The sequence below is a fragment of the Neobacillus sp. WH10 genome (assembly GCF_030123405.1).
Lineage (GTDB): Bacteria > Bacillota > Bacilli > Bacillales > Cytobacillaceae > Neobacillus.
Map to the genome: position 1 here is coordinate 2,599,840 of NZ_CP126110.1, position 25,560 is coordinate 2,625,399.

Below are 25,560 nucleotides of genomic sequence, written 5' to 3' on the forward strand. Positions count from 1 at the left end.
TGGCAGTTTAGTTAATTAAGAACCAAGGTAAATAAACCCATAATATAAAAAAACTTTTAGCATAATTTCTATTTTTTTGTTAAAGAATATCATTTGTACTTATTCCATGAAAAGGAGAATAGTATGAATTTATTAACGAAGGGAAGTAAAATAATTATGGGAATTTTAAGTGGAAATCCTCAAGATGAACCTTTGCATTATGGAGAAGTATTTGGTTTATGGAGCGCTTTATCAGTCGCGAAAGCTGCACTAGATGGATATCAAGTCTATACAAACCATACAGGTGATCAAGAATTAAAAGCGTTTTTAAAACAAGTAATTGAATCATCCATCAAACCTTCTATCAAAAATATAGAAGTAGTATTACTACAAAACGATATCGCAGTTCCACCTACACCAGCAGAACGACCTGAAGCTGATCTCGAACAGATTCCTGTTGGAGCAAGATTTCAAGATGCTCAAATAGCTTATATGGTAGCTGCCGATATTGCAGCTGGGGTTGTAGCATGCGGACAAGGTGCCAGTCAATCAATTCGTGAAGATGTTGGATTATTATTTGGTCAAATGGGTGCAAAAAAAGCAATAGATGGAGCAGCATTATTGCAAATCATGAAAGATAAAGGTTGGCTAGTTCCACCACCACTACATCATGAAACAAAACAACAATAAATAAAAACAAATGCTATAAAAACTAGGATCAAACAATTTTATTGATAGCCAAGTAAACTCTAATTAGTTTGAAAAATAAAAGGGTAGAAAAACAGATACAATATCTGCTTCTACCCTTTTTTGTTCATTTTCTTATGGAACTAACGGGGTGCAAGAGTTTAAGATAGAGATCGCTGCGGTGATCTTTTTGCTTGTTGAAAATAACGGAGCAGGTTAGCACAAAAAAGATTAAAACAAGCAGGAAATTAGTAGTTTTTGAAGAAGTAAGAAAAATGAATTTATCGGAGGTAACTTATAAATGTTTATTGTAAATGTTGAAGGTGCTATAAGGAAAAATGATAAGTGGCTAATAATTGAAAGAAGCTTAAATGAAGAACACGCTGGTGGTATGCTTTCTCTTGTTGGAGGTAAGGTAGATATTGAAGGGAACTCCTCAGATATATTAGAAAGAACAGTAAAACGTGAAATTTTAGAAGAAGTTGGTGTGATAGTTAAAGACAGGTTAGATTATGTCCACAGTACATCTTTTGTAACAGATACGGGTGAAAATGTAGTAGATATTGTTTTTCTTTGCAAACATTATTCTGGTGAGGCATTTCCTAAAAGTCCTGATGAAGTAGCAAAAGTACTATGGTTAACTACTGAAGAGGTATTAAGCCACCCAAAAGCACCTATTTATTTAAAAGAAAGTATTAAACGAGCTGAATCGTTTAATCCAATTCATCCGTCATTTTAACTTTATAATACATATGCTTAATATTGGAGTGGTTTTGTTGAAGAAAATTTTTATTATAAGGCATTGTGAGGCTGAAGGACAACCATCCGAATCACAACTTACAGATAAAGGGTTTAAACAAGCAATAGATGTATCTGATTTTTTTTCCGAAATTAAAATTGACCGTATTATTTCAAGCCCTTATAAGCGTGCTATTCAATCTATACAGCCACTTGCAAAGCGGTTAAATGTCGAGATAGAGATTAATAGACAATTAACAGAACGTGTACTAAGTACTAAAAATCTTTCGGACTGGTTGGAAAAACTAAGAACAACATTTATGATATAGAAGTGAAATTAGAAGGTGGAGAGTCCAGTAAAGAAGCAATGAATCGAATAGTAGAAGTTGTAGAGGAAGTTTTTAACTGTGAAAATGAAAATACTATCATTGTTACACACGGAAATCTAATGTCATTACTTATAAAGTATTATAATGAAAATTTCGGATTTGTAGATTGGCAAAATCTTAGTAACCCTGACATATTTCTTTTAAGAAATGTGAGTAATAAAGTAATTTATGAAAGATTATGGAAACAAAAATAGGTTATAGGTATAGACAGATTGTGAAAAAATGTACTGATATGAACGAAACTGTCAATGCTCCCTACCAATTTGATTTTGGTTTCGGTTTTTGGGCAACTCTAAGAAGAGAAGCGTTTTTCGGCTTCTTTGCTTATTAGTTGGGGTTCAGCCTTTTTCAAGGCTAGGGTATCTCCTTCTCAGCTTACTGACAGCTCCTCAATCTCCAAATTGGCTGTCAAGTGCTTTCCTTGACAGGCAATTTGGAGATTGAGATACTTTTTAAAGCTGAGAATGAATAAATTTCTCCTTTCATGTTGATATAAAAAGTTAAGCACACGGCACGAAGGCAAAAATCTCAACTGCGGTTAGCACTCTGATATTCGTGGGTTTTCACATTTTATCTTTCCGTATAAAGGAGCTTCCACTAACTTAAAACGTGAGTTAGCCTACATAGGCATATCACAAGTACATTTCGTGGTTTCTCCTTACCGGTTTTTACCTTTGCCTCCGAGCCCTATGCTCCAACTTTTAACAAAAATTGATATTACTTTTATTAGTAACTATTACTTTGCAATAGTGTTATTTTCAATCTCTTGAGTTACTGCCCAGATAAATCCTGCTAATTCTCTTGCAACGGCTGTTAGTGCCTTCCCAAATGACTTTCCACGTGATAGTAAACGAAAATACTTTTTATGCAGGCGATTTTGAGCTTTCCATGAGATCATTTGAACATTGGGCAACTGTCCTTCGAGTCTTTTCTTTAAATCCCCCTTTATAGCAGGCGGAAATCGATAACTCCAGGCTGCTTCTACAAGCAAACGACGAACATGACGATTTCCTGTTTTGGTAATATTCCCTTGCCTTCTGATTTCACCACTAGAACTTTCACTTGGAATTAACCCAATGTAAGACATAAATTTTTTTGGAGAAGCAAATCTTTTAAATGATCCAATCTCAGCCACAAGACTAGTAGCTGTAATCATAGCTATTCCCCTTAATGATTGGAGTGCTTGAATCATTGGCGCATGGTAACCTTCGGTTGATTGTAATTTTATTTCTTCCTCTAACCGTTTTACCCTTTGCTCAATTTCTTGCAAATGGTGCAGATACTCTTGAAAAACTACTTTGGATGCAGAACGCTCAAATTTTAGAGTATTTAACCATTCACGATATCTACGAGTCCACTTTTTTCCTTTGAAAGGAGGGTGAATATCATTGCGTAAAAGGAATTTCGATAATCGATGTTTGGCTCTTAATTCATCTTCTTTGGCATCTTCACGGGCACGAACTAAATCCCGAAGGGCTTCATCATCTTCTGTCGGCACATAAACAGACGTTAATTCACCTGCACGGAATAATTTTGCTAGTTTAATCGAATCCCTACGGTCAGTTTTGATGCGCTCACCTGGTTTTTTAGGGATTAAAGATGGTGCGATCACTTCACATTCAATTCCTAGGCTAAGAAAAAACCGATATAAACAATAGCCAGTTGGTCCAGCTTCATAACACACTCGAAGATTCTCTTTTTCTCCAAGCTTTTTTATTAACTTTCTAATGGATTCCGGTGTGTTAGGAATCATTCCCCAATACCTTGGCTCATCACGACCTTCATCTGCAATGGCAACGGCAATTTTTTCTTTTGAAACGTCTAAACCTACATATTTTATGGTATCCTTCATAATAACTAGCTCCTTCCGTAATGTAGCTCTGATTTGGTTTGTTTTTTTCCAGTAAACAGTGTAACCAAATTAACCTACGGTGTTACGAGTAAGGAGCTAGTTTCGTTCATGATAACTTAAACTATCGGGTGCTTAAGTTAAAGATCGAAGCTGCTAATTTGGCAGCTTTTCTTGTTTCACTAACAGGAGTTGAACAAGAGGAATAGATAAAACGATGTCGAATAATATAATTGGTGAAATTGAGGTCTTGGAGGATACAATTTGAAAAAATATGAGATTAAGAATAACATTCCAACATTGGAAGAATACAAATATCTGTGCGATTCTGTGGGATGGACTAATTATATGAATTTTGAGGTAGTGGAAACATCATTAAGGAATTCTATTCACTGTATTACAGTCAATGATAATGAACAAATTGTGGGCATGGGGAGAATTGTTGGCGATGGGGCTATCTATTTCTATATTCAAGATATAGTGGTCCATCCAGCTTATCAAAAAAATGGCATTGGAAAGGAAATAATGAATATTTTGGTCGAATACTTAAATCGGAATGCCCCAGATAAGGCGTTTGTCGGTTTGTTTGCATCACAAGGTAAAGAATCGTTCTATGAAAAATATGATTTTAAAGATTACTCACCCAACATGACGGGGATGTTTACTGTAATTTCAAAAAAATAAAGATAATAGATATTATTTATAGGAGAAAACAACAATCAATCTTAAATCAATTGTTCTCCCAGTAACCCTTATTCCTTATTAAGCTCTAACGGGCCAGTTTACTTGGATAAGGAAAATTATTACAGTTGTTGAATTTATCCTTTTATAGAAATAAGAAAGATATAGGAGAGGAAAATTTGCTAACTAGCTTGTATTTTGTACTACACGCTCATTCAACGTATACACCTGATGAATTAAGAAGACCTTTGTCAGGTCAGGCTGACGCAGAAAAAATTAATCGAATTTTTAAAAAAGAAAATATAGATTATGTGATTTCAAGTCCTTATAAAAGGGCAGTTCAAACAGTCGAAGGAGTTATAGATTTTACAGGTAAAGAAGTTATAATTGAGAATGGTTTTAAGGAACGGATATTGTCTGAAGTTCCTGTTGAGAATTTTGATTTAGCTATCACTAAAGTTTGGGAGGAACCTGCCTTTGCTTGGGAAGGTGGAGAATCCAATATTATTGCACAGAAACGAGGCGTTGAAGCAACTTTAAAGGTTTTAGAAAAATATGAAGGTAAAAACATTGTAGTAGGAACACACGGTAATATATTGGTACTAATAATGAATTATTTTGATAAAAAATATGGTTTTAGTTTTTGGAAAGAACTAAATATGCCAGATATTTATTAACTAACTTTTGATGGAACGACACTAAAAGAAGTAAAGCGAATCTGGAAGTAAGTAATAATTTAATGTAGTTTCATTAACAACGTAATTCATAGGATATTTAAGTTGATTGTGAATAATTACACTTAAACTATAGGGTGCTTTAGTTGAACAGCAGGGGTTGCTGCGGTAGCCTTTTTCTTATTCAACTAACTGGCAGTTTAGTTGAATAAGCCCCCATTTTAAAAAGGGTTTTTTCAGTCCTAATAGAATATAAATATTACGGAATTATTTATAGAGGATGAAAAGGATGAATAAATATATTAAACGAATTGCCCAAGACCTAGCAGATGCAAAATTGGATAATTATTGGTTAGGTTTTGAATCGGTTGCTTACGCATTATATGATAAGAGTTATGTTTATCTTTTCAACCATCCAAGAATGACAAAAACTCAACAAAATAATTATCAGATTTTAAATTGGAATGAACAATTTAATGGTTGTACACTTATCCTTTTTGATGATTATCCAACAGCGATTGTAAATCTGGAATTGTATGATGACTTTGAAAGTTTATATTCTATTCTCGTACACGAATTATTCCACGGTTTTCAATATATTAACAAAGAATCAAGGTTTCCCAATGAAATTCTGGGCATCGCATATCCGTTATCAAAAGAAAATGTGGAATTACGAAATCAGGAAAGAAACAACCTTTATAGTGCGGTGTTAGAAAGTAATATTCTTAAAAAGAAACAATATATTAATACTTTCATTGCATTAAGAGAAAAAAGAACTGCCATAATAAACGATTATCTATTATACGAAAACTTAATTGAAACAGTTGAAGGACCCGCGTGGTATGTTGAACTCAAAGCTTACTCGGATAAAAGCCCGATTAATTACAGTTCAGTTTTAAAGAAATATGGACAACACCTTATTAACCAATATGAATCCACTTCTGACATACGAAGGAGTTGTTATAGTTCAGGTTTGTATATGTGTCTGTTACTGGATGACTTGTCACCACACTGGAAGGAGAGTTTTTGGGATAAAGAGGAAACATTATACGATATATTAAAACAATTTTCGGATGAATTTATAAAGATAAGTGACGTAGAAATAAGTTCTGATACAGAGAAAGCAATAGAGCTTGCTATACAAAATAGAAAAAATGCATTTGATAATTTTGAACAACAAAAAGGAATTCATCTATTTATTGAAGGTGAAATTATTGCTAAATCCTTTGATCCGATGAATATCGTTCTATTGGAAGATAGGTTTTTACATAAGAATTTTATAAAAGTAAGAATTGGCAATGATGACTATCTTGTACAACAACCTGTTATTGCATATTGTAAAGATGGACTACAAAAAATAACTAAATTGCAACTAATATTAAAGCATAATCCCATTGAAGAAGTTGATTCTCTTATAATTGATGGTATCGGATTAATAAAGGGAAGGTATGTGAAACAGGAAAATGTCTTGCATTTATACTTGAATTAGAACTATTTCTTCTTCAACTAATGGGTAGCAAGAGTTGAAGATCTAGCGGCCTTTCTTGGCGGCTATTTTTTTTATGCTAACGGTGCAGTTTAACAATCTGAGTAATAACATTTCCCCACACCTAATATGATGGATTAGTATGATTATTTTTAATAAAGGGGTTGTGTAAATGATTTTGAAACCAGGCGAAACTGCACCTGTATCAGGTAAGTATGTTGAAGTAGGTCAGGGAGGCGGCAAGGTTAAAAGAGCTCAGCAAATTTATGTGAATCAGGGAGAGATTTTACCAATGTTAAGTCCTTATTCCATAAAAATCGAACATAAAGGTTCAAGTGAAGTAAGAAATCGACAGCATTGTTGGAAACTCGTACAATGATGATATAAAAATTGCGATTTGTAGTTAAAGCATCCATCAATTTGGATGCCTTTTATTTTTTCATCATTCCTCCATAGGGTACCTTTCCTTGATTGTAGCTGTTTTTCTTGAACTAAAGTGGCAGGTTAGCTAACCTGCCACGTTTGTTCAATAAGATATTCCACACAAAAGACCGCTAATCCTTCCTTGACCGATAACATAGATATGTATTTAGCAATGCAATTAGCATTTAAAAACACATAACATTTGAACCTTTACTATAAGTTGTTAGTAGGGGGTAAAAATGTATGCTAATTTCTATGCGATTTTATACAGATTATATCATTTATTTGGAAAACATTATTATAATTCCCTATTCTTAGAAGGTGTTAATTTTTCTCCATCTGACGTTTTATTAAAGATAAATCGCATAATTTTATCATTGGACTGTCTTTTGATTATTTAATTTTTAGTTGTCTCTCCCAAAGGAGAAGAGTTCTTTTATAGGATTGATGCAACCATTTCTCTAAGTAAGATTTTGAAGAAAAATTACTTAAACTAATTGGCAGAATAGTTTAATAAGGAATGTTAAAAAATATCATTGACAAACCCATATAATTCCAATAATATCTAGTTAATCTTATAATGAAGGCTATGAAGAGAAGAGTAGTTTTGATTAATTATTTTCAGATAGCTCCAGTCGGTGGGAAGGAGTAATAATAATCTTAATGAAGAAAGACTCGGAGCTTTGCACGGATCTAATAATTTATAGTGATGCTGCGACGGAATCTCCTGTTATAGAGATAGGGTATAACTCAATTATTTAATTTGCCGTACCCGAAGAGGTTGGTATGGCGACATAACAACAAACTGAGGTGGTACCACGAAATTATAACTCTCGTCCTCAAGAATTATTTCTTGGGGGTGAGAGTTTTTTTATTGCACAAGTTTCAATAGAACTTAATTTGTAAATTTCGGAGAGGAGAAATTATATGAATCCTTTGTTATTAGATGTTCCGTTACAATTAGAAACAGACAGACTAATTCTTCGAGCACCACTTCAAACTGGTGACGGGAATATTGTAAACCAAGCAATTAGACATTTAAATGAGTTAAAAGTATGGTTGCCTTTTGCCCAAGAACTTCCTACTGTTGAAGAAACAGAAATTAACTTGAGAAATGCTCATATAAATTTTTTGAAAAGAGAAAGTTTTCGTTATCTTATCTTTCATAAGGGTACTAATGATTTTATTGGAACAACGAGTCTTCAGGGAATTGACTGGGATATTCCTAAATGTGAAATCGGATATTGGATCAATACCAGATTTAGTGGCAATGGATATATGACAGAAGCCGTAAATGAGTTAACAAACCTTGGATTTAATCAAATACAATTTAGAAGAATTGAAATAAGATGTGAATCAACAAACTTTAAAAGTCGTTCAATCCCAGAAAAACTAGTTTTTTTACTAGAAGGTATTTTAAGGAATGAGGATTTATCCGCAGATGGTAGCAAGCTAACTCACACTTGTATTTATTCGGTAATAAAGTAACTTTGTGAAGGGTTACACTTAAACTATAGGGTGCGATACTTCAAGAAGAAGGTCGCCTTTTTTTCTACAAGAAAGATTGTGAAATGTTGTACTTAAACTATCTGGCAGGGTAGTTGAAGAAGGAATTCCAATTTTTGAATCGAATAGATAATAAAAATAGATTATTAAAAAGGAGACCTTATGCTTTTTCATTATCATTTTTGGACCCCATATGTAGAAGAAACAGAAAAGTTTTATTTAGAAAATGGATTCCGTATTTCTCAACGCATAGGAAAATACAATGGCGATTTTCAAGCCTTTAATCCACCATTAACGTGGGATGATTTTCGTGGAAAAAAGATTCTTCTTCGTATTATAGAGGTAAGAAAAGGGGCAGTAAATATTACTTTTGGTTTTGGAAAGAAGATTATGTTTGACCATATTGGCTTTTTAGTTTCAGAAGAAGAACAAGGTAATATATGTGAAAATGCAGCAAAAATGAATTGGGAAGTTGATAAAGGTGAACGGAGAACCTTTATTACTACACCTTATAATTTTAGGATAGAACTCCAAGTAAACGAAGACGCAATAGACTCTTTGACTGATAACATAAAAATAGAAGAATTAAAATTGGAAACTAAAATGAAGGGATTAAATAACGACCTTTCCATTTTGTTTAATAAACCAATTAATAGTATTATTTCAGAAGTTGGTGATGAAGTCACTATTAAGGAAGCCCTAATAAAAGGGTTCTTATCATCGAACATTGTTGACCCTAATGGTGTTAGAATTTCTAATAATACTTAGATATTAAACAGAAATTTCTTCTTGAACTATCTGGTGCTTTAGTTGAAGAAGAAAATATAATAAATAAAAACTAAGCACGGTCATTCGACTGTGCTTAGTTATTTGCATACAAATAACTCTGTACTAATTACGGTGTCATTTTGTGTGCGATTTAACTTGTAATTTCCCCAATTATTTTAAGTTTTGTACTTTAAAACAGAACCAGTTATGGAATTCAAGCGTTTTTCTTTATCTATTCCACTGCTCATTTCGTACAAGAAAACGCTAGTACGACTGGGATCCTTTGTCTTCTTGCAAATTCTTCATCGTTGGTAAAATGTTCGCGTTTTGGTGTTCCTTCGCGTAAACCAACTATTGAAAAACCACACTTAGTAAGAACGGTAAAGTAATGTTCAATTGTTCGATGGTATTTTACTACTATTTGATCAATCCAAGGTTCTTTTCTTTCCCCTTCAAGAAAATAGTCATCAACTATCCAGTTGCCACGTTTATCTCCTGATTGTTTACTTATAAAAGATGAAGTAGTGAGGGGATGTTGAATACTGAACACAAACTTACCATTATCTTTTAAGGCTTTATGTACATTTTGAAACAGTAAATGAATGTCTGCCACATAGTGTATTGCAAAACGAGAAGTTACAATATCAAATTTGTTCGTTGGATAACTGTATGATTCCATTGTCTCGTTATGAATCATCCCGTTTTCATTAGCCAGGTTAAGACTTGCAGATGCTACCATTTGTTTAGAGCCTTCTATGCCAGTGTAAAAAGCTGCATCTTGATTTAGTAATTCCTTTCCAAACGATGCATCGCCGCATCCTAAGTCTAGTATACTTTTATTTTGAAAATCACCGATGAGTTCATAAATGATAGGACTTTCTATAGCATTGTTGGGGCTATCCTTTCTACCCTTTCTCTTCATATAATTTGAAAAAAACTCCTCTTGATCATAAACACTTGCTCCTCTAAATTCCATACAAATCATTTCCCCTTTCGCACACGATTGTTGTAATATTGCGTAAGTTCATAGCCTTGGGATATTTTATCATATAAAATGTCAAATTCTAGAATTAATTTGCATTTTAACAAAATTTAGCATATCAATTCTATGAGTGGAAATAACTGTTGTCCGCGTAAAAATTTGATTGCTAATACAATATTAATTGACTTTACACTGCGTTAATAATAAAAAAGAAGACCAAATCGCTATACGAATTAGTCTGCGAATTCATACTCTAATTTAAAAGTTTCTTTCCCTTATCGGTTCTCGTTAGATTTTTTAGTGTGTTTTTATTGTCTTTATGTGCAAAAATTCAGGCTATTTAAATTTTATTTTTTCCTGTTAGTAATGTGTTTTTAAGGTTTTCTCTCCCTAAACCGAACGGGTTAAGCCAAAAAAGCAGCCTTTTTCTTATTCGACTAACGGGCAGGAGATGAAAAAGAACTAAAGTATTATGCTTAAATTTACTTTTGTAATATTTATCCTTTATGTTAAATTAAACATAGTGGGGATATTGAAAGGGGTTAAAGATTCGAGATGTGGAAGAACTTGTAATAATTAGGAAAATTAGTTTTTTACTTTTCATATAGGAGAGTTTATTTACTATCTATAATCATTCAAGGACTGCATTATTTTGCTTCTAATACCCTTTTTATGGATGGATGCCTCTTGTGTGTCTGTCTTTTTTGTGGAAACTATTATATCTCCTGTTGCCCTTATTTATGCGTCCTTTTATTGGAGGAAAAGTATTATGAACCAATTAAAAAATAAAATTGCTATTATTACGGGTGCAAGCCGTCTTAAAGGAATTGGAGCAGCTATTTGTAAAGAGTTAGCCGAAACGGGCTATAATATATTTTTTACATATTGGACAGAGTATGATAAAAAAATGCCTTGGAGCATTAGTCTAGATGAGCCTATGAAATTAAAAGATGATTTAATAAAAAAAGGTGTTAAGGTGTCGTGTATGGAGTTGGATTTAACTCAATATGATGCACCAGAACAACTTTTAAATAGAGTTTCTGCACAGCTTGGTTATCCTGATATATTGATTAATAACGCAGCCTACTCGACAAACAACAATTTTTCTAATTTAACTGCCGAAGAATTAGATAAACACTATATGGTTAATGTTCGAGCAACGACACTATTAAGTAGTAAATTTGCCCGGAACTTTAAGAAGGAATCTGGAGGAAGAATTGTCAATATTACTTCAGGACAATTTCAAGGACCAATGCCTGGTGAATTAGCATATGCAACAACAAAAGGGGCGGTAGATGCACTTACTATAACATTGTCTGCTGAACTAGCCCCTTTGGGAATAACGGTTAATGCAATAAATCCAGGTCCAACTGATACAGGATGGATGTCAGAGGAAATAAAAAGTGAATTAATACAGAAGTTTCCTTTCGGTAGGATTGGTGAGCCAAGAGACGTTGCAAAAACAATTAAATTTTTGGTGAGTGATGAAGCAGAATGGATTACTGGTCAGATTATTCATTCTGAAGGTGGATTTAAAAGATAGGTCAAACTTAAAAGGCTCTGGTTCTAGAGCCTTTTTGTATATGATTTCTTAAGGATTTATGAGAGTTTGTGAAGGGTTGCACTTAAAGTAACGGGTGCTTATGTTAAAGATTGGATGGCTGCGGCTATCCCTTTTTGTTATTGTGGTAACGTAAGAAGGATAGTGGAAAAAGGAATTTAGTTTGCCATCGTTGAATAGATAAATGCAGTTCAATTTTTTGAAACGGGGAATGTACATTGTCAATGACGGATGACCAATTTGATGATTATCTTGATTATTGCTATGACAAATTAGAATCTAAGCAAGGCAAACTCTTTCAAAAATATGGAATAGGTAGCTTTGAAGAGTATTGGTATAGTCAAGAAGGTTCAATTTTACAATTTAAAACTGATAGTGAAGTAAAATTAGAATTTAACGTTGTTTTTATAGGTTCATGGTCCAGTAATAGTGATACCTGGATGTGGGCTTGGGGTAATGAAAGTATGATTCATCAGACAAGAAATCAATCCATCGTACTAAAAGAATTACAACAGGTAACTGGTTACGACATTTTTGCTAATCCATACTTTAAATGTGATGAAGCTATGGCACACGAATTAACAGCATTCGCCGTAGAACACCTGAATGCCGAAGGAATGTACATATCGCCTGATGGGAAAAGTCATTTGTTTATGGCTATTATGTCACAGAATTTTTCTAAACTTTAAGGACGGGGGACAACCCTTTGTTTTTTACTTAAAGCTACAAGTGCAAATAATTTGAATTTGTGAACCTTTACACTTAAAGTAACGGGTGCAAGAGTTAAAGATCCAGCTGCCAATTTTGGTGGCTTTCTTCTTGAGCTAATTGGCAGTTGAAGAAGAAAAAACGCTTAATGAGTATTTGATTCAAAAGATGAAGTAATTATTTATGTATTTTTGGAGGTGTTTAGTTGAGTTTAGAAATTGTAATTCCTCTTCTAATTATTGGTGTTATTTGTATTGGTATATGTATTTTGTCTTTAATAGAGATATCTAATAGGAAATTTTAGTATTTCATCTTTCGAATAAAATACTCATATTAAGCAGGTAGTTAATTAAGAGGACAGAAAAAAGTCCTCAAAATGAGGACTTAAAATTTGTTAAGTCTTTTATTTCCTATCGTTCCTTCTCAAACCAAATAGACCTGCTAAACCAATTAAACCAATCCAACCCCAATCCATGTCGTTATCGTCATTGTCATCATTATTAATGTCATTACCGTTTTGAGCAACATGGAAGACTTTGTTACTGTCGGATTTTGTGACAGGGGTATGAGCATAACCAGTTGACATTCCATACAGCATTGCAGCAAACAACAGAGCAAAGGATGAATAAAGAATTTTTTTAAACACAGTTTTTTCCTCCAATCATAGAGATTAACTTTAACGTTTGTAATTTCGAGAAAAATTATTCAAGACAATAACGTTTATAAAAGGAAAAATTATTAGTACAAAATTGCAGTAACTAATGAAATGTATAAAAAACAAAGTCCATTAGGCTTGGGAAAAATGGACTTTGCTTTAAGAGAATTAATTTTTTTCAGGTACTTGTAAGTGCAGTGGTGGTGGGATTAACCAGCCTTTTTCTTTATTAAGCTTTAAAAATTTTGCACCTAAAAGGGCTTTGGCCATATGGAATTGACCAAACATTAAAGCAACATCTTCACGAATACATTGCCCAATTATTTGACTGCACGCTACTAAACCAGCAGCGATATCCTTTGAAATTGAAGCACTAATTTCAGGGTCTGAAAATCTTGCACCTACTGGTATACTTTCTAAATCTGCTGTTGGACGGTCTGGGGGTGAAGGTGGAAGTCCTACACCATTTGCTTTTAGTAGCTCTTCAGTTTGATTCATTTCTTGTTTTAAACCTTGTAATACTTCTTCAATAAGTTTTTTGAGGTCATCGTCACCAGTGTGATTTGCAAAGATTTGGTATCCAGCATAAAGTCCTTTTTCAACAGTTAGGTAAGTCCATGTACCAAAGACTTCACCATAATGCATAGGCTCATTTTGAGGATTACCACTTAGAATTCCCATAAAAACACTCCTTAAATTGAAAGACATTATCTCTTTCTCCTTTTTGTTGGATGTTCGAAATCCACAAGGATTAGTTTTTAACGGAATGATAAGAAATATACCAAGATTAATGATATAAACTTTGTTACCAATCAAATTGGAGGTGCACTTAGGAGAATAGTTATTTTCCCCACAATTTCGCAACATCAAGTGGAACAATCTCACGACCATGTATTTGTTTATGTATTAAAGGGTTTTTGAAGGGGTCATAATTTTTACTTTCTTCATTACAATAGCGTGCACGTACATCAACACCTAAAATACTTTGAATTTTATTGTAATAGTTCATTTTAATCATCTCCGTAATTTTGTTTAAATTATTTTCTTTCATTGGATAAAAAAAATTCAATGAATAATTTTAACAATAAATAAAGAACAGGACACGTAGGGATTGGTGCCTGTTCAAAGAAGTGAGATATATGGATCTAATAAAGTTTACGGTAATGTTTGTATTTTTGTCTGGGCTTATTGGCTAAAAATACGAAAAAAAAGAAGAAACGCAGGGTAGACGCTTCCAAAAGTGGTGGTCAAAGCTTATGAAAAAAAACCATTATTCTATTTCATTTTATAAAAAATTTAAGTAATGGATTGGACTAATGTTGAATTGCTTAAAGAAGTTTTTTGACCAAGAATTAGTATGCAATTTGATTATATTGTGAAGAAATGTACTGATATGAACGAAACTGTCAATGCTCCCTACCAATTTGATTTTGGTTTCGGTTTTTGGGCAACTCTAAGAAGAGAAGCGTTTTTCGGCTTCTTTGCTTATTAGTTGGGGTTCAGCCTTTTTCAAGGCTAGGGTATCTCCTTCTCAGCTTACTGACAGCTCCTCAATCTCCAAATTGGCTGTCAAGTGCTTTCCTTGACAGGCAATTTGGAGATTGAGATACTTTTTAAAGCTGAGAATGAATAAATTTCTCCTTTCATGTTGATATAAAAAGTTAAGCACACGGCACGAAGGCAAAAATCTCAACTGCGGTTAGCACTCTGATATTCGTGGGTTTTCACATTTTATCTTTCCGTATAAAGGAGCTTCCACTAACTTAAAACGTGAGTTAGCCTACATAGGCATATCACAAGTACATTTCGTGGTTTCTCCTTACCGGTTTTTACCTTTGCCTCCGAGCCCTATGCTCCAACTTTTAACAAAAATTGATATTACTTTTATTAGTAACTATTACTTTGCAATAGTGTTATTTTCAATCTCTTGAGTTACTGCCCAGATAAATCCTGCTAATTCTCTTGCAACGGCTGTTAGTGCCTTCCCAAATGACTTTCCACGTGATAGTAAACGAAAATACTTTTTATGCAGGCGATTTTGAGCTTTCCATGAGATCATTTGAACATTGGGCAACTGTCCTTCGAGTCTTTTCTTTAAATCCCCCTTTATAGCAGGCGGAAATCGATAACTCCAGGCTGCTTCTACAAGCAAACGACGAACATGACGATTTCCTGTTTTGGTAATATTCCCTTGCCTTCTGATTTCACCACTAGAACTTTCACTTGGAATTAACCCAATGTAAGACATAAATTTTTTTGGAGAAGCAAATCTTTTAAATGATCCAATCTCAGCCACAAGACTAGTAGCTGTAATCATAGCTATTCCCCTTAATGATTGGAGTGCTTGAATCATTGGCGCATGGTAACCTTCGGTTGATTGTAATTTTATTTCTTCCTCTAACCGTTTTACCCTTTGCTCAATTTCTTGCAAATGGTGCAGATACTCTTGAAAAACTACTTTGGATGCAGAACGCTCAAATTTTAGAGTATTTAACCATTCACGATATCTACGAGTCCACTTTTTTCCTTTGAAAGGAGGGTGAATATCATTGCGTAAAAGGAATTTCGATAATCGATGTTTGGCTCTTAATTCATCTTCTTTGGCATCTTCACGGGCACGAACTAAATCCCGAAGGGCTTCATCATCTTCTGTCGGCACATAAACAGACGTTAATTCACCTGCACGGAATAATTTTGCTAGTTTAATCGAATCCCTACGGTCAGTTTTGATGCGCTCACCTGGTTTTTTAGGGATTAAAGATGGTGCGATCACTTCACATTCAATTCCTAGGCTAAGAAAAAACCGATATAAACAATAGCCAGTTGGTCCAGCTTCATAACACACTCGAAGATTCTCTTTTTCTCCAAGCTTTTTTATTAACTTTCTAATGGATTCCGGTGTGTTAGGAATCATTCCCCAATACCTTGGCTCATCACGACCTTCATCTGCAATGGCAACGGCAATTTTTTCTTTTGAAACGTCTAAACCTACATATTTTATGGTATCCTTCATAATAACTAGCTCCTTCCGTAATGTAGCTCTGATTTGGTTTGTTTTTTTCCAGTAAACAGTGTAACCAAATTAACCTACGGTGTTACGAGTAAGGAGCTAGTTTCGTTCATGATAACTTAAGCTAACGGGTAGCATTACTTCAACAATGAGGTAATGCCTTTTTCTTCTTCAAGTAAATGGCAGTTTAGTGGAAGAATATAGATGATAATCCATCTCTTTTTTTGTCGTACTTGACCCAATTTACAAAGAAAAGAGTGGCACAGAGCCACTTTTTAGAAGGGAATAGAAAGTTAATACATGCTATGTCCAATTTATAGATTAGTGTAGTTAAAAGAGTACAATACCGAGGATATTTTAATTCCCCTTAAACCAATATTTTGTAATATAAAAACAATCGTCCATAAAGAACAGTTGTTAAAGAGAGCACAACAACTACTACAACCACCACAACAACACACATTTTGTTTCAAAGGTAGCAAATGGTGTATGGGGGTGTTATTTATATATGATATAAAACAATCATAAGTGTTATACGAAAATAATTTTGAAATGTATTAACATACAAATACTTGTAATTTAAGTGAGAAGTTATATTGAGCATTCTATTTTATAATGGATTTGAAGAAGTATACCTTTACCCATTTTTAAAAAGTTTGTCCAAATGTCTATTTCCGAGGGCTGCCTTCTATCATATTAATATAATATCTTTTTAAAAAGGGGGTGATTTCTATGGGTCTTCTAACAAACTGTACTACATGTACTCCTCCTGCTGGTTCAACACCAATTCTTACTGTCAACGTACCTGGTGGACTTGCTATTAACCTATTGGGCATTCATGTCGAAGCTTGCCCAATCTGTGTTACCGTATTTACAGATGGCTCTAGTCCACTTACATCTGCTCAAACAGCTGCCGTAAACGGACTACTCGAAGCTATTCGTAGTTTGATTCCTAACGTTCCAAGTGCTTAAAGGGAATGGACAACCTATCATCTATTTGCATGAAAGCCTTGGGGTTTCTCCCCATGGCTTTTTTTTGGACATGTTTCTAAATAAGGTATGAACGGAATGAATACCGAAGTAAAAGTCATTTAATAGATAAAATTAATGTTATATTAACAGAGTAGAGGGTGCTTGTTCTTATAGGGTGCGTTAGTTAAACAAGCTTAAGGCAGCTATCATAATTATTATCTGGATCTTCCACAATCGGGCGCAATTCTGCAGCAAGAATTGTGCTTTTTCTTTATGTTTAGGGCGCGATTGCTTAACAAAGGTAATCGCTTTTCTTATTGAAGTAATAAGCTATTTAGTTCAATTTGGTAAGATGATTAAAAAAGCTTTGACTCGAGACTTTTGCTAAATCATCTTCTGTTAATAAACTAATGGTACCATCCAAATCATCTGAACCCTTTGAGAATATTCAGTGCATCTTTTTTTCCTTGAAAAGAAAAAAAGAACATAAGGAAAACTTTTTGTGATATCGTTAAATAGATTAATTATTAAAAAAGGTATGAGGAGAATAATAATTATGGAAAATACAGCATTAATAATTATTGACTTGCAAAAGGGTGTTCAGCCTGAAAATGTTCCACTTTATAACTTAGCGAATGTATTAAATAGGGTTAATCAAAGAATTCGTTTATTTAGAGAAAAAAACAATCCTGTAATTTTTGTTCAACATAATGATAGTGATCTGGTTCTTAATTCTCCAGAATGGCAACTATTTCCGGAACTAGATGCTAAAGATACAGATATCTATATCAACAAAACACATGCAAACTCATTTTACAAGACTGATTTGAATGAACAACTAAGGAAATTAAATATAAATAAACTTGAAATCTGTGGCGCACAAACTGAATATTGTGTAGATACAACTATTAGAATGGCTCATGGATTAGGATATAAATTATTTATGAAAAAAGGGTTAACTACCACACTTAACAGTGAACTTCTAGGAGCTAAAACAATCATTGAGCATCATGAGAATCTCTGGAATAATAGATTTTTAACTTTTTTATAGAAAAGAATTGCTTTTATCAAGATGAGTAGTCCTTAACAAATACCCTGCTCCGAGGGGCGATAAATTTTTTGGGGTATTTAAAAATAAGGTACTCAGCTAATGGGTGCCTATTTTCAATAAGATTAGATTAATGATCTTCAACAATCGGGCGCGATAATTGAAAAAGAAGTATGAGGTCGATACATATTATACATGACTAATATGTATCAACCTCTATTTTATATGACTTTTTACGAATTAGGTCTTGATAGATTTTAAAGCTACAAAAAAGTTGGATGTGCAAAATATCACTTAAAATAAGCGCAAATTACTTCCTAAAATGACAGGTAACGAAAGAATCTAATAAAATCCAAGGCTAGTTAGGTAATATACAAATGTTACAAAAATACTGGTTTTTGGTAATTGTTGAATGACAATAAAGATGTTTCATTACAAATAAAGTTGTTACATTTACAATAAAGTTTCCCCAACGATTCCATTGATAATGGTTATCTGCCACATTGTGCGCAGCTGGATCTTGTTTGTTGCTGATAGACCCAGGTGGCTCCGCCAAGAGCGATACCCAACAACATCCACCCTCCGTAAACCATGGATACCATCAATCCGTTGCCATCGAAACGCACTGGACCATCAGCTAGACCCAGTCCCTGCATAACGGATCCAAATATTGCTAAAAACCCCATAGGAGCAGTCATACAGGTAGCAATCCAACCTCCAGTGATAAGAATCCAGCGAGGAACTTTTTTGCCAGAAAATAATGGCACCCAACGAGGGAAGATACGCCCCCATCTCTGGACAAGTGCAAGGGAAAGCAATGCACTAGCACCAAAAACTAAAACTTCTCCATACGCAGAATGATGACCGAAGTTTTGACCGCCCCCTAGGGTCCCACCGAGCGACCAGTAAATTTTCAACAAGGGGTATGGAAATGACAGTATGAAAGCAGTATAGCCAATCCATACATTCGATCGAATCTTTCCCTTGTTCAAGGACCCGTGGCCACACACGACACATGCACCGCGGGATACACGCTGAAAGGTGACGGTAGTCAAAGCCAGCAGTGTTGCCCCTATGAGGCTAACAGTCCGGGTCGCAAACCCTGACCAGTCCACGACGGGTGGTAAACCAGGTATTCCAAGTACAGCGGCCGTGCGGAGTGCGTCAAAGACGATACCAGCTGATGACCAGACTAGTAGAATACAAGCACCCCAAGCACCAATTAGCACGATTAGACGTGGCATGATTCTTACACGCGGCCAACCAATTGATAACAGCAATGCGATCACTCCCAATATTGCAGCGAAAGCCGTAACCCACGTTGGAGCAAAACCCATTGTATAGTCCGGTGCGTGAGGCAAAAAGGATTTCAATATAATTGCAACTAGCGTTACAGTGCATGCCCCGAGTGCAGCCCACGCTCGTAAATAGGATTGTACGACCGATTTTTTTTCAACCGATTTCGCAATCTTGGTTGCACCATCCGTCTTGGTAACTTCTTCGCCATTGAGGATCTCCTTATTGATAGTAAAACAGCTCCTTTAAGTTTCAAGATCGTTACCTGTCTTTCGCTATCGTCCATCAGTAGCTACAAAATAATCACTTATACGCTTAATTTCCATCATGATGCCTTTCCGACATTCCCATTGAAATAGATTATTAAGAACCTTTTAATATTTCCCCTTCTCTATTCTATTCTGTTATTAAATTTAGTTTACATAAACACTTCTTTGGTTAACACAGTCTCAGGTTTTATTTTCCAATACGACCGTGGTCTTAGTTAGGCTTTTTACTAAAAATCAATTTGTACACAAAACAAAAAGCTTGTGAATAGTACCTTTTAAAGGTTGAATGACAATAAAGTTGTTTAAAAACACCAGTAAAGTTATTCAATTAAAGGGCGATTTTCTGAAATAAGGAAAGCGTCTTTCTTCATGAAAAGGGCCAAATTGTGGAATAAAAGAAGGAATATTCGTAAGCGAGACGAAGTTGTTTATATCCGAGACAAAACATGTGGTAAGGTGTAATGCTACTTGTCATTTGAATCTTTTTCTGAAAGGGGGATATTTACGAAATAAAGAATGCGAATGTCCCAAAAAGAACGAAATGTTGTTCGTTAATAAAACGTTGGAGGGAAGAATGAGCAAAATTAATACTTGCATACATCAATATAAGTTTGCTTAAAGGAGAGAGAAATGATGGGGTTTGACGAATGTATAAACGAGGATTTTAGTGGGGTCATATCGATCACTCAAAATGGTAAAAATGTATACCGTAAAGCCTTTGGATACGCGGATTTACCAAATAAAGTATCAAATGAGATTGATACAAAGTTTGCAACAGCCTCAGCAGGAAAAGTATTTGTTGCCATAGCCATTTTGCAACTGATTGAACAAAGTCGATTATCTTTTGATAGTTGTATCGGGGACATCTTGAATTTTGATTTAAAGAATATTGATCCTCATATCACCATCAGGCAGTTGCTTAATCATACATCGGGAATACCCGACTATTTTGATGAGTCTGTCATGGAAGATTATGACGAACTGTGGATAGATTACCCCAATTATAAAATTCGCACATCATCGGATATCATTCCATTATTTATTCATAAGCCGATGATGTATCCTGCAGGAGATAGATTTCAATACAATAATACAGGATTTGTTGTTCTTGGTCTTATTGTTGAGGCCATTACTGGCTCTTCATTTGATGTATATCTTAATGAACATGTTTTTATTCCTTGCGGTATGTTGAATACGGGATATTATGAGCTGGACAGATTGCCTGCTCAATGTGCAAACGGGTATTTATATGATGACAGCAGGCAAGAGTTTTATACCAATATTTACAGTGTTGACGTAAAAGGAACAGGAGCAGGGGGAGCATTTACTACTGTAATAGATGTTGAAAAGTTCTGGGCCAGTCTGATGAAGGGTCAATTGATATCGAAGGAAATGTTAAAAGAAATGTTAACTCCTCAAGTGAAAGAAGAATGCTATGGGTATGGGATTTGGTTGGATAAAAAAGAAGAAGGCACGTTTGATTTCCACTTTGAAGGCTACGATCCTGGCATAAGTTTTTATAGTTCATACGATAAACAACAAGAATTGCTTATCACATTGGTAAGCAATTTTGGGTGTAACGTATGGAAGGTTTTCAGAGATATCAAAGGTTTGATCAAATGGTAAATATCGGCTCGCTTTAAGATAATCTTCAACAATTGGGCGCTTTCCTATAATAAGGAAAGCGCTTTTGGCCATTTAAGGGCCGGATTGTTCTGTAAATCTTTTGTGAATATCTGATACTATAATTATATCATATTAAAAAATTTCATTTAGGGGGATTTATGATTTTAGAAAAAGCATTAAATAACAATGTAATGGAGTACATACTTAATAAACTAGCAGCGCTTGGTTTATTAGTATTTATTATGTGTATATATATCATTTTGGGAACCGGATTTGATTTGTATGAGTTTACAGTATCTTTGTCAAATATAAATGTTTGGGGATTAATTTGCGGATATGCACTAGTGATGACAGTGTTAATCGATTTTGTAAGGTATAAATGGAGAGAGTTCACATTCAAGACGAGTATCCTTTTGCACTGTTTAGCAGGATTTATTGTGTTTTTTCCAATTATGGGTATTAATTTGTTTTCATTGATTGCTGGAAGTGTGGGTGCATTATGTGCATTTATCTATGCTTTTAGCTGCTATTTTTTAGAGAAAAAAAAGCAATTAGTATGGATTTCACTTTTAGTCTTCCCTCTACTGCTATGTATAAGATTAATCGACTTTACTATAAAAGAAAATTGGATCGAAGAAAAGACAAAAACATCATTTTCCGCAGAGTTTGAGCGTTTCAATGGAAAAAACGAGATTCCAATATCTTTAAAAAAGGGAGATGTAGTAACGAGTTTTATATCCTTTGACCAAATGAATGGGGGAGGATATGGGTATCATATTTTAGATAATAATGGGGAGTTAGTCCACCTAACTGTCTACGCTTAAAGACTAAAGTTACCTTTAGCCCTCCAAGACTCGCTACGAGTGAATGGCTAGTTCTTACTCGACGGGAATCCCACCCGTTATATGATACGACCTAGGCTCGGCCGCACACATGCCAGTTAGTTTAAGTGAAAACCCTCATAATCTTTAAGCTATATTTCAACATAAATATCCATTTTTTATTGAATTCGTTCAGCAGCCGTCAAGGCTGAGAATCTTATGGAGTGAAAGTCTCCTGTCATCAATTGACCGATTCGGATGACTAGCATATCCAATGCGTGGGGAGGTAACGAACTACGTTCTGCTTGGAAGTAAAAGTCACGGCGGCCTATTCTACACAGAGAGAATAAGGTCGGAACAGTCTGTGTGGCGAGCAAACCTAGAGGCCAGAAGGATTTAACGAATACTGCAGTCCCGAAATCTACGCCCCTCTGAGAAACTGTTTCGAGGGATATATGCTTAGCGTCGACCTTTATCTAACGGGGGAAGACCGATGTCTTACGGGAAGAAACGGTCAAAAGCACCGAGATGAAAGAGCTAGAAGAGACGTATGGAGAATATGGAAACATTGATACGAACGCAATCCAGTTTAATGCAGAAAAAGCAGGTATATATTTATTAATAGTTACAGGGGATAATTTGAAAGGGAAGATTGATGTAAAATATTAGAAATTGATAGGAAGATTTAGGACTGGCGCATGAGGTCGTAGTAGCTTTGAGAGAAGAGTAATGTCTTCTTAAGTATAAGCAAATTATACTCCTAATCTAGGTAACACCTTTGATAGGGCAAAGGACCTCTGGGCACTTGGAATGTTTGAGCATTATAGACTCTGAGCTATAAAAGTATGTTTAAACTAGCTTACAAGTAAACCTACAAATATGGGGGAATATGTGTACCGACATTTAATCCTGCGGTTGTATGGGAAGGCTTGTAAGTGATTATTCCAAGGTCAGAACCGGACTCGGGAAATCCGACCGTCCGGGATCGTAGGGGGGCTACAAGAAACGTGAATCAATAAATATTGATTGCGCGCGTTTGTTTTCTACCCGACGGCGGGCCGAAAGCCAAATGGTTGAAGGGATTGAGCTCCATAATGTTAGTAAATCGAGAGGGCTGATGCTTTACCAACAGCAGAAAGAAACATTTTATCCTTCGTTAAAGGCAAGATGGATAAAACCTCTCTGGAGTCAGAGACCTTGGCACGTTACACATTGATATGATACGGCAACTCGGGAGACCCTACCGGTCTTTTCTTGTTAGAAGAGTATGGTGTACAAGCGATAAAAAGTAAGGAAACCAAATGCCGGTGTAGGGAGTCGGATAGCAGTGTAGTACCAATGAAGTTGGGTAATGCCGATGGAGGAAAGACTAGCTACCAGTTATCACTCTTGCTGGGGACACATTTACTACAAACAGAGGTAGGAATAATAAATGGGGACAAAACTAGTAAGGATAGCAGAATTAGTAAAATATGATCCTAAGAGATTACAACGTTTTGTGAATGGTAACTAGGAGGAGCCGTGTGCGTTAATAGCGCAAGAACGGTTCTGGGAGGGGGAGGAACACAATCTACCGTAAGGTAGAGAGGTTCCTTTCTACTCGACTAGTGAAATAACGTGGCATAAGACATATAGTAAACAAAGAAAAAGAGACAGTGTACCACGCTGCCTCTATTTGTATGAATTATTTAATCTCATCTAGTAAATTGTAAGTTTCCTTCAACTAATCCATTACAACAATTGAAGATCAGACTACATTGTTTGGCGTTTTTTTAGCTAAAAGGTTTTTCATTAACCTACCAAAAAAACAAAAAATTCCACCTTGATTATGACTCAGGGTGGTTTTAGACGGAATCAAAGTAATTATATTTATGGTCGATTGATCTTTGACTAGATAAAAGAGGATCTTTTTCATTCACTTGTTTAAAGTTTTTTGGGGGGTAATGCCTTTTGCTTTTTGTACAAAAGAATGTAATTTACAAGGAAAAGTAAAATCATACCTAAAAGAGCCCAGATGAATTCATTTAAGTTCACAATAATCCCCCCTTGAAATTGGTTTTATATTTCTATTCTAAACACGACTGTTTTATGTGTAGGACATTTTTAATAAGGCTAATTAGTTTCTTAGTTCCTAATGCTTTCTTTTGAAGTATCCATCACTATATGGATTAGAAATAAAAAGACCACTCAGGTAACTGAGTAGTCAAAGGCATTATTAAACTATCAGGGATCTTTATTTCAACAAATTTTAAGGAAAATATAAGATAACAAAAAGGTCGTTAACCTCCTTACCAAGGTTACCGACCTTTAATTTATTCTTTAGTAAATACACTAAATTGTTCGATGACCCAATTCTGATGATTCTCCGCAATGTATTGCTCTGCTTTGACGAAAAATACATTTAACAGGCTAAAAGTACAATTTTTTCCTATTTGGTAAAGTCACCCCTGGGGTATCTGCCCTGGTGGCCTTGACGGTGCCAGCGTTGGTGTCGGTGTTGGCGTTGGCATAGGAATTTCTGGTGTGCCCTCACCATGACCTGGATTAGACGGTCCTACCGAACCGCTGTTATTACTGTTATTTTCCAATTGAATCACCTCCTCTAATAGACTGGATGATTGCATAATTAGATATTCCCAATAGCAAGTTAGAAAATACGAACTGACACTTTTCATTCAAAAATTATCATTTTAAGATTACCTGCTATTGTTGCACTATTCCGCTAACTGGCAGGTTGAAGAAGGATTCCTTAATTCTTTTATAGAATAACAGTTGATGGTAGTAAGTAACGTGAAAATTCGAGGAGAAGAGTTATGGAAATATCATTGATTAGACATGGAAAATCACAACTAACTGAAAATGATAAAATAACTGGTTTGGAATTTAAGAAGTGGGTTGAAAAGTATGATTACATTGGAGTGTTTGAAGAGTCAACATATCCCTCAGCAACCCTTGAAAAAGTTGCAACTGCAAATATTGTTATTACGAGTGATTTAAAAAGGGCTGTTGAGTCAGCAAGATTATTAAATCCAGTAACGAAAATCATTTCTGACCCTATATTCCGAGAAACTGAGTTACCTTCTAATTCATTACAATTATTTAATGTAAAGTTAAAGCCAAGTATCTGGGCGATTGTATTAAGAATACTATGGTTCAGTAGCTATTCATATGAGTGCGAGTCTTTGTATCAAGCAAAATATAGGGCAATTAAGGCATCACAACAGTTAATTGACTACGCTAATGAATATAAATCGGTGGTATTAGTTGGACACGGTTTTTTTAATATGTTAATTGCTAAAGAGTTACAGAAAAAGGGCTGGAAAGGTACAAGAAAAAGGGATGCAAAACATTGGAATTGTATGACGTTTTCCTTGTTCAACTAACGAGGTGCTATAGTTGAGGATCTAGCTGCCATTATGTAGCTTTTCTTAT

Annotated in this window: 26 protein-coding genes and 1 other annotated feature; of the genes, 18 read left to right on the forward strand and 8 right to left on the reverse strand. The window is 34.9% G+C overall.

Features of this window, described 5'->3' with window-relative positions; all coding sequences use genetic code 11:
* The first annotated feature begins 156 nt into the window (after window positions 1–156).
* The 4 genes from QNH20_RS12265 (at window position 157) to QNH20_RS26965 (ending at window position 1,987) form a co-directional block, all read left to right on the forward strand.
* Window positions 157–669, forward strand: a complete 513-nt coding sequence (locus tag QNH20_RS12265; protein ID WP_283923403.1) for a DUF3231 family protein — start codon at window positions 157–159, stop codon at window positions 667–669.
* Window positions 670–967: 298 nt separating this feature from the next.
* The gene (locus QNH20_RS12270) at window positions 968–1,405 is read left to right on the forward strand and encodes an NUDIX hydrolase (RefSeq protein WP_283923157.1); all 438 of its coding nucleotides are present in this window, start codon (window positions 968–970) and stop codon (window positions 1,403–1,405) included.
* Between the two features lie 37 nt (window positions 1,406–1,442).
* Window positions 1,443–1,733 (forward strand): histidine phosphatase family protein, encoded by a 291-nt coding sequence (locus tag QNH20_RS26960; RefSeq protein ID WP_349632710.1) that lies wholly within the window; start codon window positions 1,443–1,445, stop codon window positions 1,731–1,733.
* 2 nt (window positions 1,734–1,735) lie between these two features.
* Window positions 1,736–1,987: a histidine phosphatase family protein gene (locus QNH20_RS26965; protein ID WP_349632711.1), complete on the forward strand. Its 252-nt coding sequence runs from the start codon at window positions 1,736–1,738 to the stop codon at window positions 1,985–1,987.
* A gap of 542 nt (window positions 1,988–2,529) precedes the next feature.
* On the opposite strand, the gene QNH20_RS12280 is transcribed toward QNH20_RS26965, so the two are convergent.
* Entirely contained in the window at window positions 2,530–3,645 is a 1,116-nt protein-coding gene (locus QNH20_RS12280) for an IS110 family RNA-guided transposase (RefSeq protein WP_283918661.1), read from the reverse strand.
* 261 nt (window positions 3,646–3,906) lie between these two features.
* On the opposite strand from QNH20_RS12280, the gene QNH20_RS12285 reads away from it, so the two are divergent.
* From QNH20_RS12285 to QNH20_RS12310, 6 genes are all read left to right on the forward strand, one after another.
* Window positions 3,907–4,326 carry a GNAT family N-acetyltransferase gene (locus QNH20_RS12285; protein WP_283923158.1) on the forward strand — a complete coding sequence of 140 codons (420 nt, stop codon included), beginning with the start codon at window positions 3,907–3,909 and terminating at the stop codon, window positions 4,324–4,326.
* A gap of 176 nt (window positions 4,327–4,502) precedes the next feature.
* Window positions 4,503–5,000 carry a histidine phosphatase family protein gene (locus QNH20_RS12290; RefSeq protein WP_283923159.1) on the forward strand — a complete coding sequence of 166 codons (498 nt, stop codon included), beginning with the start codon at window positions 4,503–4,505 and terminating at the stop codon, window positions 4,998–5,000.
* Between the two features lie 286 nt (window positions 5,001–5,286).
* Window positions 5,287–6,486 (forward strand): hypothetical protein, encoded by a 1,200-nt coding sequence (locus tag QNH20_RS12295; RefSeq protein WP_283923160.1) that lies wholly within the window; start codon window positions 5,287–5,289, stop codon window positions 6,484–6,486.
* 169 nt (window positions 6,487–6,655) lie between these two features.
* Window positions 6,656–6,862, forward strand: coding sequence for a YjzC family protein (locus QNH20_RS12300; RefSeq protein ID WP_283923161.1), 207 nt, complete (start codon window positions 6,656–6,658; stop codon window positions 6,860–6,862).
* A 624-nt stretch (window positions 6,863–7,486) separates the two neighbouring features.
* Window positions 7,487–7,750, forward strand: a binding site (T-box leader).
* 83 nt (window positions 7,751–7,833) lie between these two features.
* Window positions 7,834–8,394: a GNAT family N-acetyltransferase gene (locus tag QNH20_RS12305; RefSeq protein WP_283923162.1), complete on the forward strand. Its 561-nt coding sequence runs from the start codon at window positions 7,834–7,836 to the stop codon at window positions 8,392–8,394.
* 180 nt (window positions 8,395–8,574) lie between these two features.
* Window positions 8,575–9,180: a hypothetical protein gene (locus QNH20_RS12310; protein ID WP_283923163.1), complete on the forward strand. Its 606-nt coding sequence runs from the start codon at window positions 8,575–8,577 to the stop codon at window positions 9,178–9,180.
* A gap of 244 nt (window positions 9,181–9,424) precedes the next feature.
* Here QNH20_RS12310 and QNH20_RS12315 read toward each other — a convergent pair whose 3' ends face one another.
* Complete coding sequence (locus tag QNH20_RS12315; RefSeq protein WP_283923164.1) at window positions 9,425–10,156, reverse strand: class I SAM-dependent methyltransferase; 732 nt, start codon at window positions 10,154–10,156, stop codon at window positions 9,425–9,427.
* 775 nt (window positions 10,157–10,931) lie between these two features.
* On the opposite strand from QNH20_RS12315, the gene QNH20_RS12320 reads away from it, so the two are divergent.
* Together QNH20_RS12320 and QNH20_RS12325 are read left to right on the forward strand one after the other, a co-directional pair.
* Window positions 10,932–11,705 (forward strand): SDR family oxidoreductase, encoded by a 774-nt coding sequence (locus QNH20_RS12320; RefSeq protein ID WP_283923165.1) that lies wholly within the window; start codon window positions 10,932–10,934, stop codon window positions 11,703–11,705.
* Between the two features lie 236 nt (window positions 11,706–11,941).
* Window positions 11,942–12,412, forward strand: coding sequence for a DUF6882 domain-containing protein (locus tag QNH20_RS12325; RefSeq protein ID WP_283923166.1), 471 nt, complete (start codon window positions 11,942–11,944; stop codon window positions 12,410–12,412).
* 422 nt (window positions 12,413–12,834) lie between these two features.
* Here the strand turns inward: QNH20_RS12325 and QNH20_RS12330 are convergent, their stop codons facing one another.
* The 4 genes from QNH20_RS12330 to QNH20_RS12345 all read right to left on the reverse strand — a co-directional run bounded on the left by QNH20_RS12330 (window position 12,835) and on the right by QNH20_RS12345 (window position 16,099).
* The gene (locus QNH20_RS12330; RefSeq protein ID WP_283923167.1) at window positions 12,835–13,077 is read right to left on the reverse strand and encodes a WGxxGxxG family protein; all 243 of its coding nucleotides are present in this window, start codon (window positions 13,075–13,077) and stop codon (window positions 12,835–12,837) included.
* Between the two features lie 177 nt (window positions 13,078–13,254).
* Window positions 13,255–13,767 carry a DUF3231 family protein gene (locus QNH20_RS12335; protein WP_283923404.1) on the reverse strand — a complete coding sequence of 171 codons (513 nt, stop codon included), beginning with the start codon at window positions 13,765–13,767 and terminating at the stop codon, window positions 13,255–13,257.
* A 160-nt stretch (window positions 13,768–13,927) separates the two neighbouring features.
* A complete protein-coding gene (locus QNH20_RS12340; protein ID WP_283923168.1) occupies window positions 13,928–14,095 on the reverse strand; it encodes a hypothetical protein in 168 nt (55 codons plus the stop codon).
* 888 nt (window positions 14,096–14,983) lie between these two features.
* Window positions 14,984–16,099 (reverse strand): IS110 family RNA-guided transposase, encoded by a 1,116-nt coding sequence (locus QNH20_RS12345; RefSeq protein WP_283918661.1) that lies wholly within the window; start codon window positions 16,097–16,099, stop codon window positions 14,984–14,986.
* A 729-nt stretch (window positions 16,100–16,828) separates the two neighbouring features.
* On the opposite strand from QNH20_RS12345, the gene QNH20_RS12350 reads away from it, so the two are divergent.
* Window positions 16,829–17,068: a hypothetical protein gene (locus tag QNH20_RS12350; RefSeq protein ID WP_283923169.1), complete on the forward strand. Its 240-nt coding sequence runs from the start codon at window positions 16,829–16,831 to the stop codon at window positions 17,066–17,068.
* A gap of 556 nt (window positions 17,069–17,624) precedes the next feature.
* Window positions 17,625–18,119, forward strand: coding sequence for a cysteine hydrolase family protein (locus tag QNH20_RS12355; protein ID WP_283923170.1), 495 nt, complete (start codon window positions 17,625–17,627; stop codon window positions 18,117–18,119).
* Window positions 18,120–18,607: 488 nt separating this feature from the next.
* On the opposite strand, the gene QNH20_RS12360 is transcribed toward QNH20_RS12355, so the two are convergent.
* Window positions 18,608–19,126: a hypothetical protein gene (locus tag QNH20_RS12360; RefSeq protein ID WP_283923171.1), complete on the reverse strand. Its 519-nt coding sequence runs from the start codon at window positions 19,124–19,126 to the stop codon at window positions 18,608–18,610.
* 31 nt (window positions 19,127–19,157) lie between these two features.
* On the opposite strand from QNH20_RS12360, the gene QNH20_RS12365 reads away from it, so the two are divergent.
* The 3 genes from QNH20_RS12365 (at window position 19,158) to QNH20_RS12375 (ending at window position 22,131) form a co-directional block, all read left to right on the forward strand.
* A complete protein-coding gene (locus QNH20_RS12365) occupies window positions 19,158–19,460 on the forward strand; it encodes a hypothetical protein (RefSeq protein WP_283923172.1) in 303 nt (100 codons plus the stop codon).
* A gap of 851 nt (window positions 19,461–20,311) precedes the next feature.
* A complete protein-coding gene (locus tag QNH20_RS12370; protein WP_283923173.1) occupies window positions 20,312–21,307 on the forward strand; it encodes a serine hydrolase domain-containing protein in 996 nt (331 codons plus the stop codon).
* 158 nt (window positions 21,308–21,465) lie between these two features.
* A complete protein-coding gene (locus QNH20_RS12375; protein ID WP_283923174.1) occupies window positions 21,466–22,131 on the forward strand; it encodes a hypothetical protein in 666 nt (221 codons plus the stop codon).
* Between the two features lie 2,438 nt (window positions 22,132–24,569).
* On the opposite strand, the gene QNH20_RS12380 is transcribed toward QNH20_RS12375, so the two are convergent.
* The gene (locus QNH20_RS12380) at window positions 24,570–24,752 is read right to left on the reverse strand and encodes a hypothetical protein (protein ID WP_283923175.1); all 183 of its coding nucleotides are present in this window, start codon (window positions 24,750–24,752) and stop codon (window positions 24,570–24,572) included.
* A gap of 189 nt (window positions 24,753–24,941) precedes the next feature.
* On the opposite strand from QNH20_RS12380, the gene QNH20_RS12385 reads away from it, so the two are divergent.
* A complete protein-coding gene (locus QNH20_RS12385; RefSeq protein WP_283923176.1) occupies window positions 24,942–25,511 on the forward strand; it encodes a histidine phosphatase family protein in 570 nt (189 codons plus the stop codon).
* Window positions 25,512–25,560 lie beyond the last annotated feature (49 nt).

Coding starts and splice junctions, on each gene's coding strand:
- QNH20_RS12265 (WP_283923403.1), top strand. CDS start 157: ATGGGAATTTTAAGTGGAAATCCTCAAGATGAACCTTTGCATTATGGA.
- QNH20_RS12270 (WP_283923157.1), top strand. CDS start 968: ATGTTTATTGTAAATGTTGAAGGTGCTATAAGGAAAAATGATAAGTGG.
- QNH20_RS12280 (WP_283918661.1), bottom strand. CDS start 3,645: ATGAAGGATACCATAAAATATGTAGGTTTAGACGTTTCAAAAGAAAAA.
- QNH20_RS12295 (WP_283923160.1), top strand. CDS start 5,287: ATGAATAAATATATTAAACGAATTGCCCAAGACCTAGCAGATGCAAAA.
- QNH20_RS12300 (WP_283923161.1), top strand. CDS start 6,656: ATGATTTTGAAACCAGGCGAAACTGCACCTGTATCAGGTAAGTATGTT.
- QNH20_RS12305 (WP_283923162.1), top strand. CDS start 7,834: ATGAATCCTTTGTTATTAGATGTTCCGTTACAATTAGAAACAGACAGA.
- QNH20_RS12310 (WP_283923163.1), top strand. CDS start 8,575: ATGCTTTTTCATTATCATTTTTGGACCCCATATGTAGAAGAAACAGAA.
- QNH20_RS12315 (WP_283923164.1), bottom strand. CDS start 10,156: ATGGAATTTAGAGGAGCAAGTGTTTATGATCAAGAGGAGTTTTTTTCA.
- QNH20_RS12320 (WP_283923165.1), top strand. CDS start 10,932: ATGAACCAATTAAAAAATAAAATTGCTATTATTACGGGTGCAAGCCGT.
- QNH20_RS12335 (WP_283923404.1), bottom strand. CDS start 13,767: ATGGGAATTCTAAGTGGTAATCCTCAAAATGAGCCTATGCATTATGGT.
- QNH20_RS12340 (WP_283923168.1), bottom strand. CDS start 14,095: ATGAACTATTACAATAAAATTCAAAGTATTTTAGGTGTTGATGTACGT.
- QNH20_RS12345 (WP_283918661.1), bottom strand. CDS start 16,099: ATGAAGGATACCATAAAATATGTAGGTTTAGACGTTTCAAAAGAAAAA.
- QNH20_RS12350 (WP_283923169.1), top strand. CDS start 16,829: ATGGGTCTTCTAACAAACTGTACTACATGTACTCCTCCTGCTGGTTCA.
- QNH20_RS12355 (WP_283923170.1), top strand. CDS start 17,625: ATGGAAAATACAGCATTAATAATTATTGACTTGCAAAAGGGTGTTCAG.
- QNH20_RS12370 (WP_283923173.1), top strand. CDS start 20,312: ATGATGGGGTTTGACGAATGTATAAACGAGGATTTTAGTGGGGTCATA.
- QNH20_RS12375 (WP_283923174.1), top strand. CDS start 21,466: ATGATTTTAGAAAAAGCATTAAATAACAATGTAATGGAGTACATACTT.
- QNH20_RS12380 (WP_283923175.1), bottom strand. CDS start 24,752: ATGCAATCATCCAGTCTATTAGAGGAGGTGATTCAATTGGAAAATAAC.
- QNH20_RS12385 (WP_283923176.1), top strand. CDS start 24,942: ATGGAAATATCATTGATTAGACATGGAAAATCACAACTAACTGAAAAT.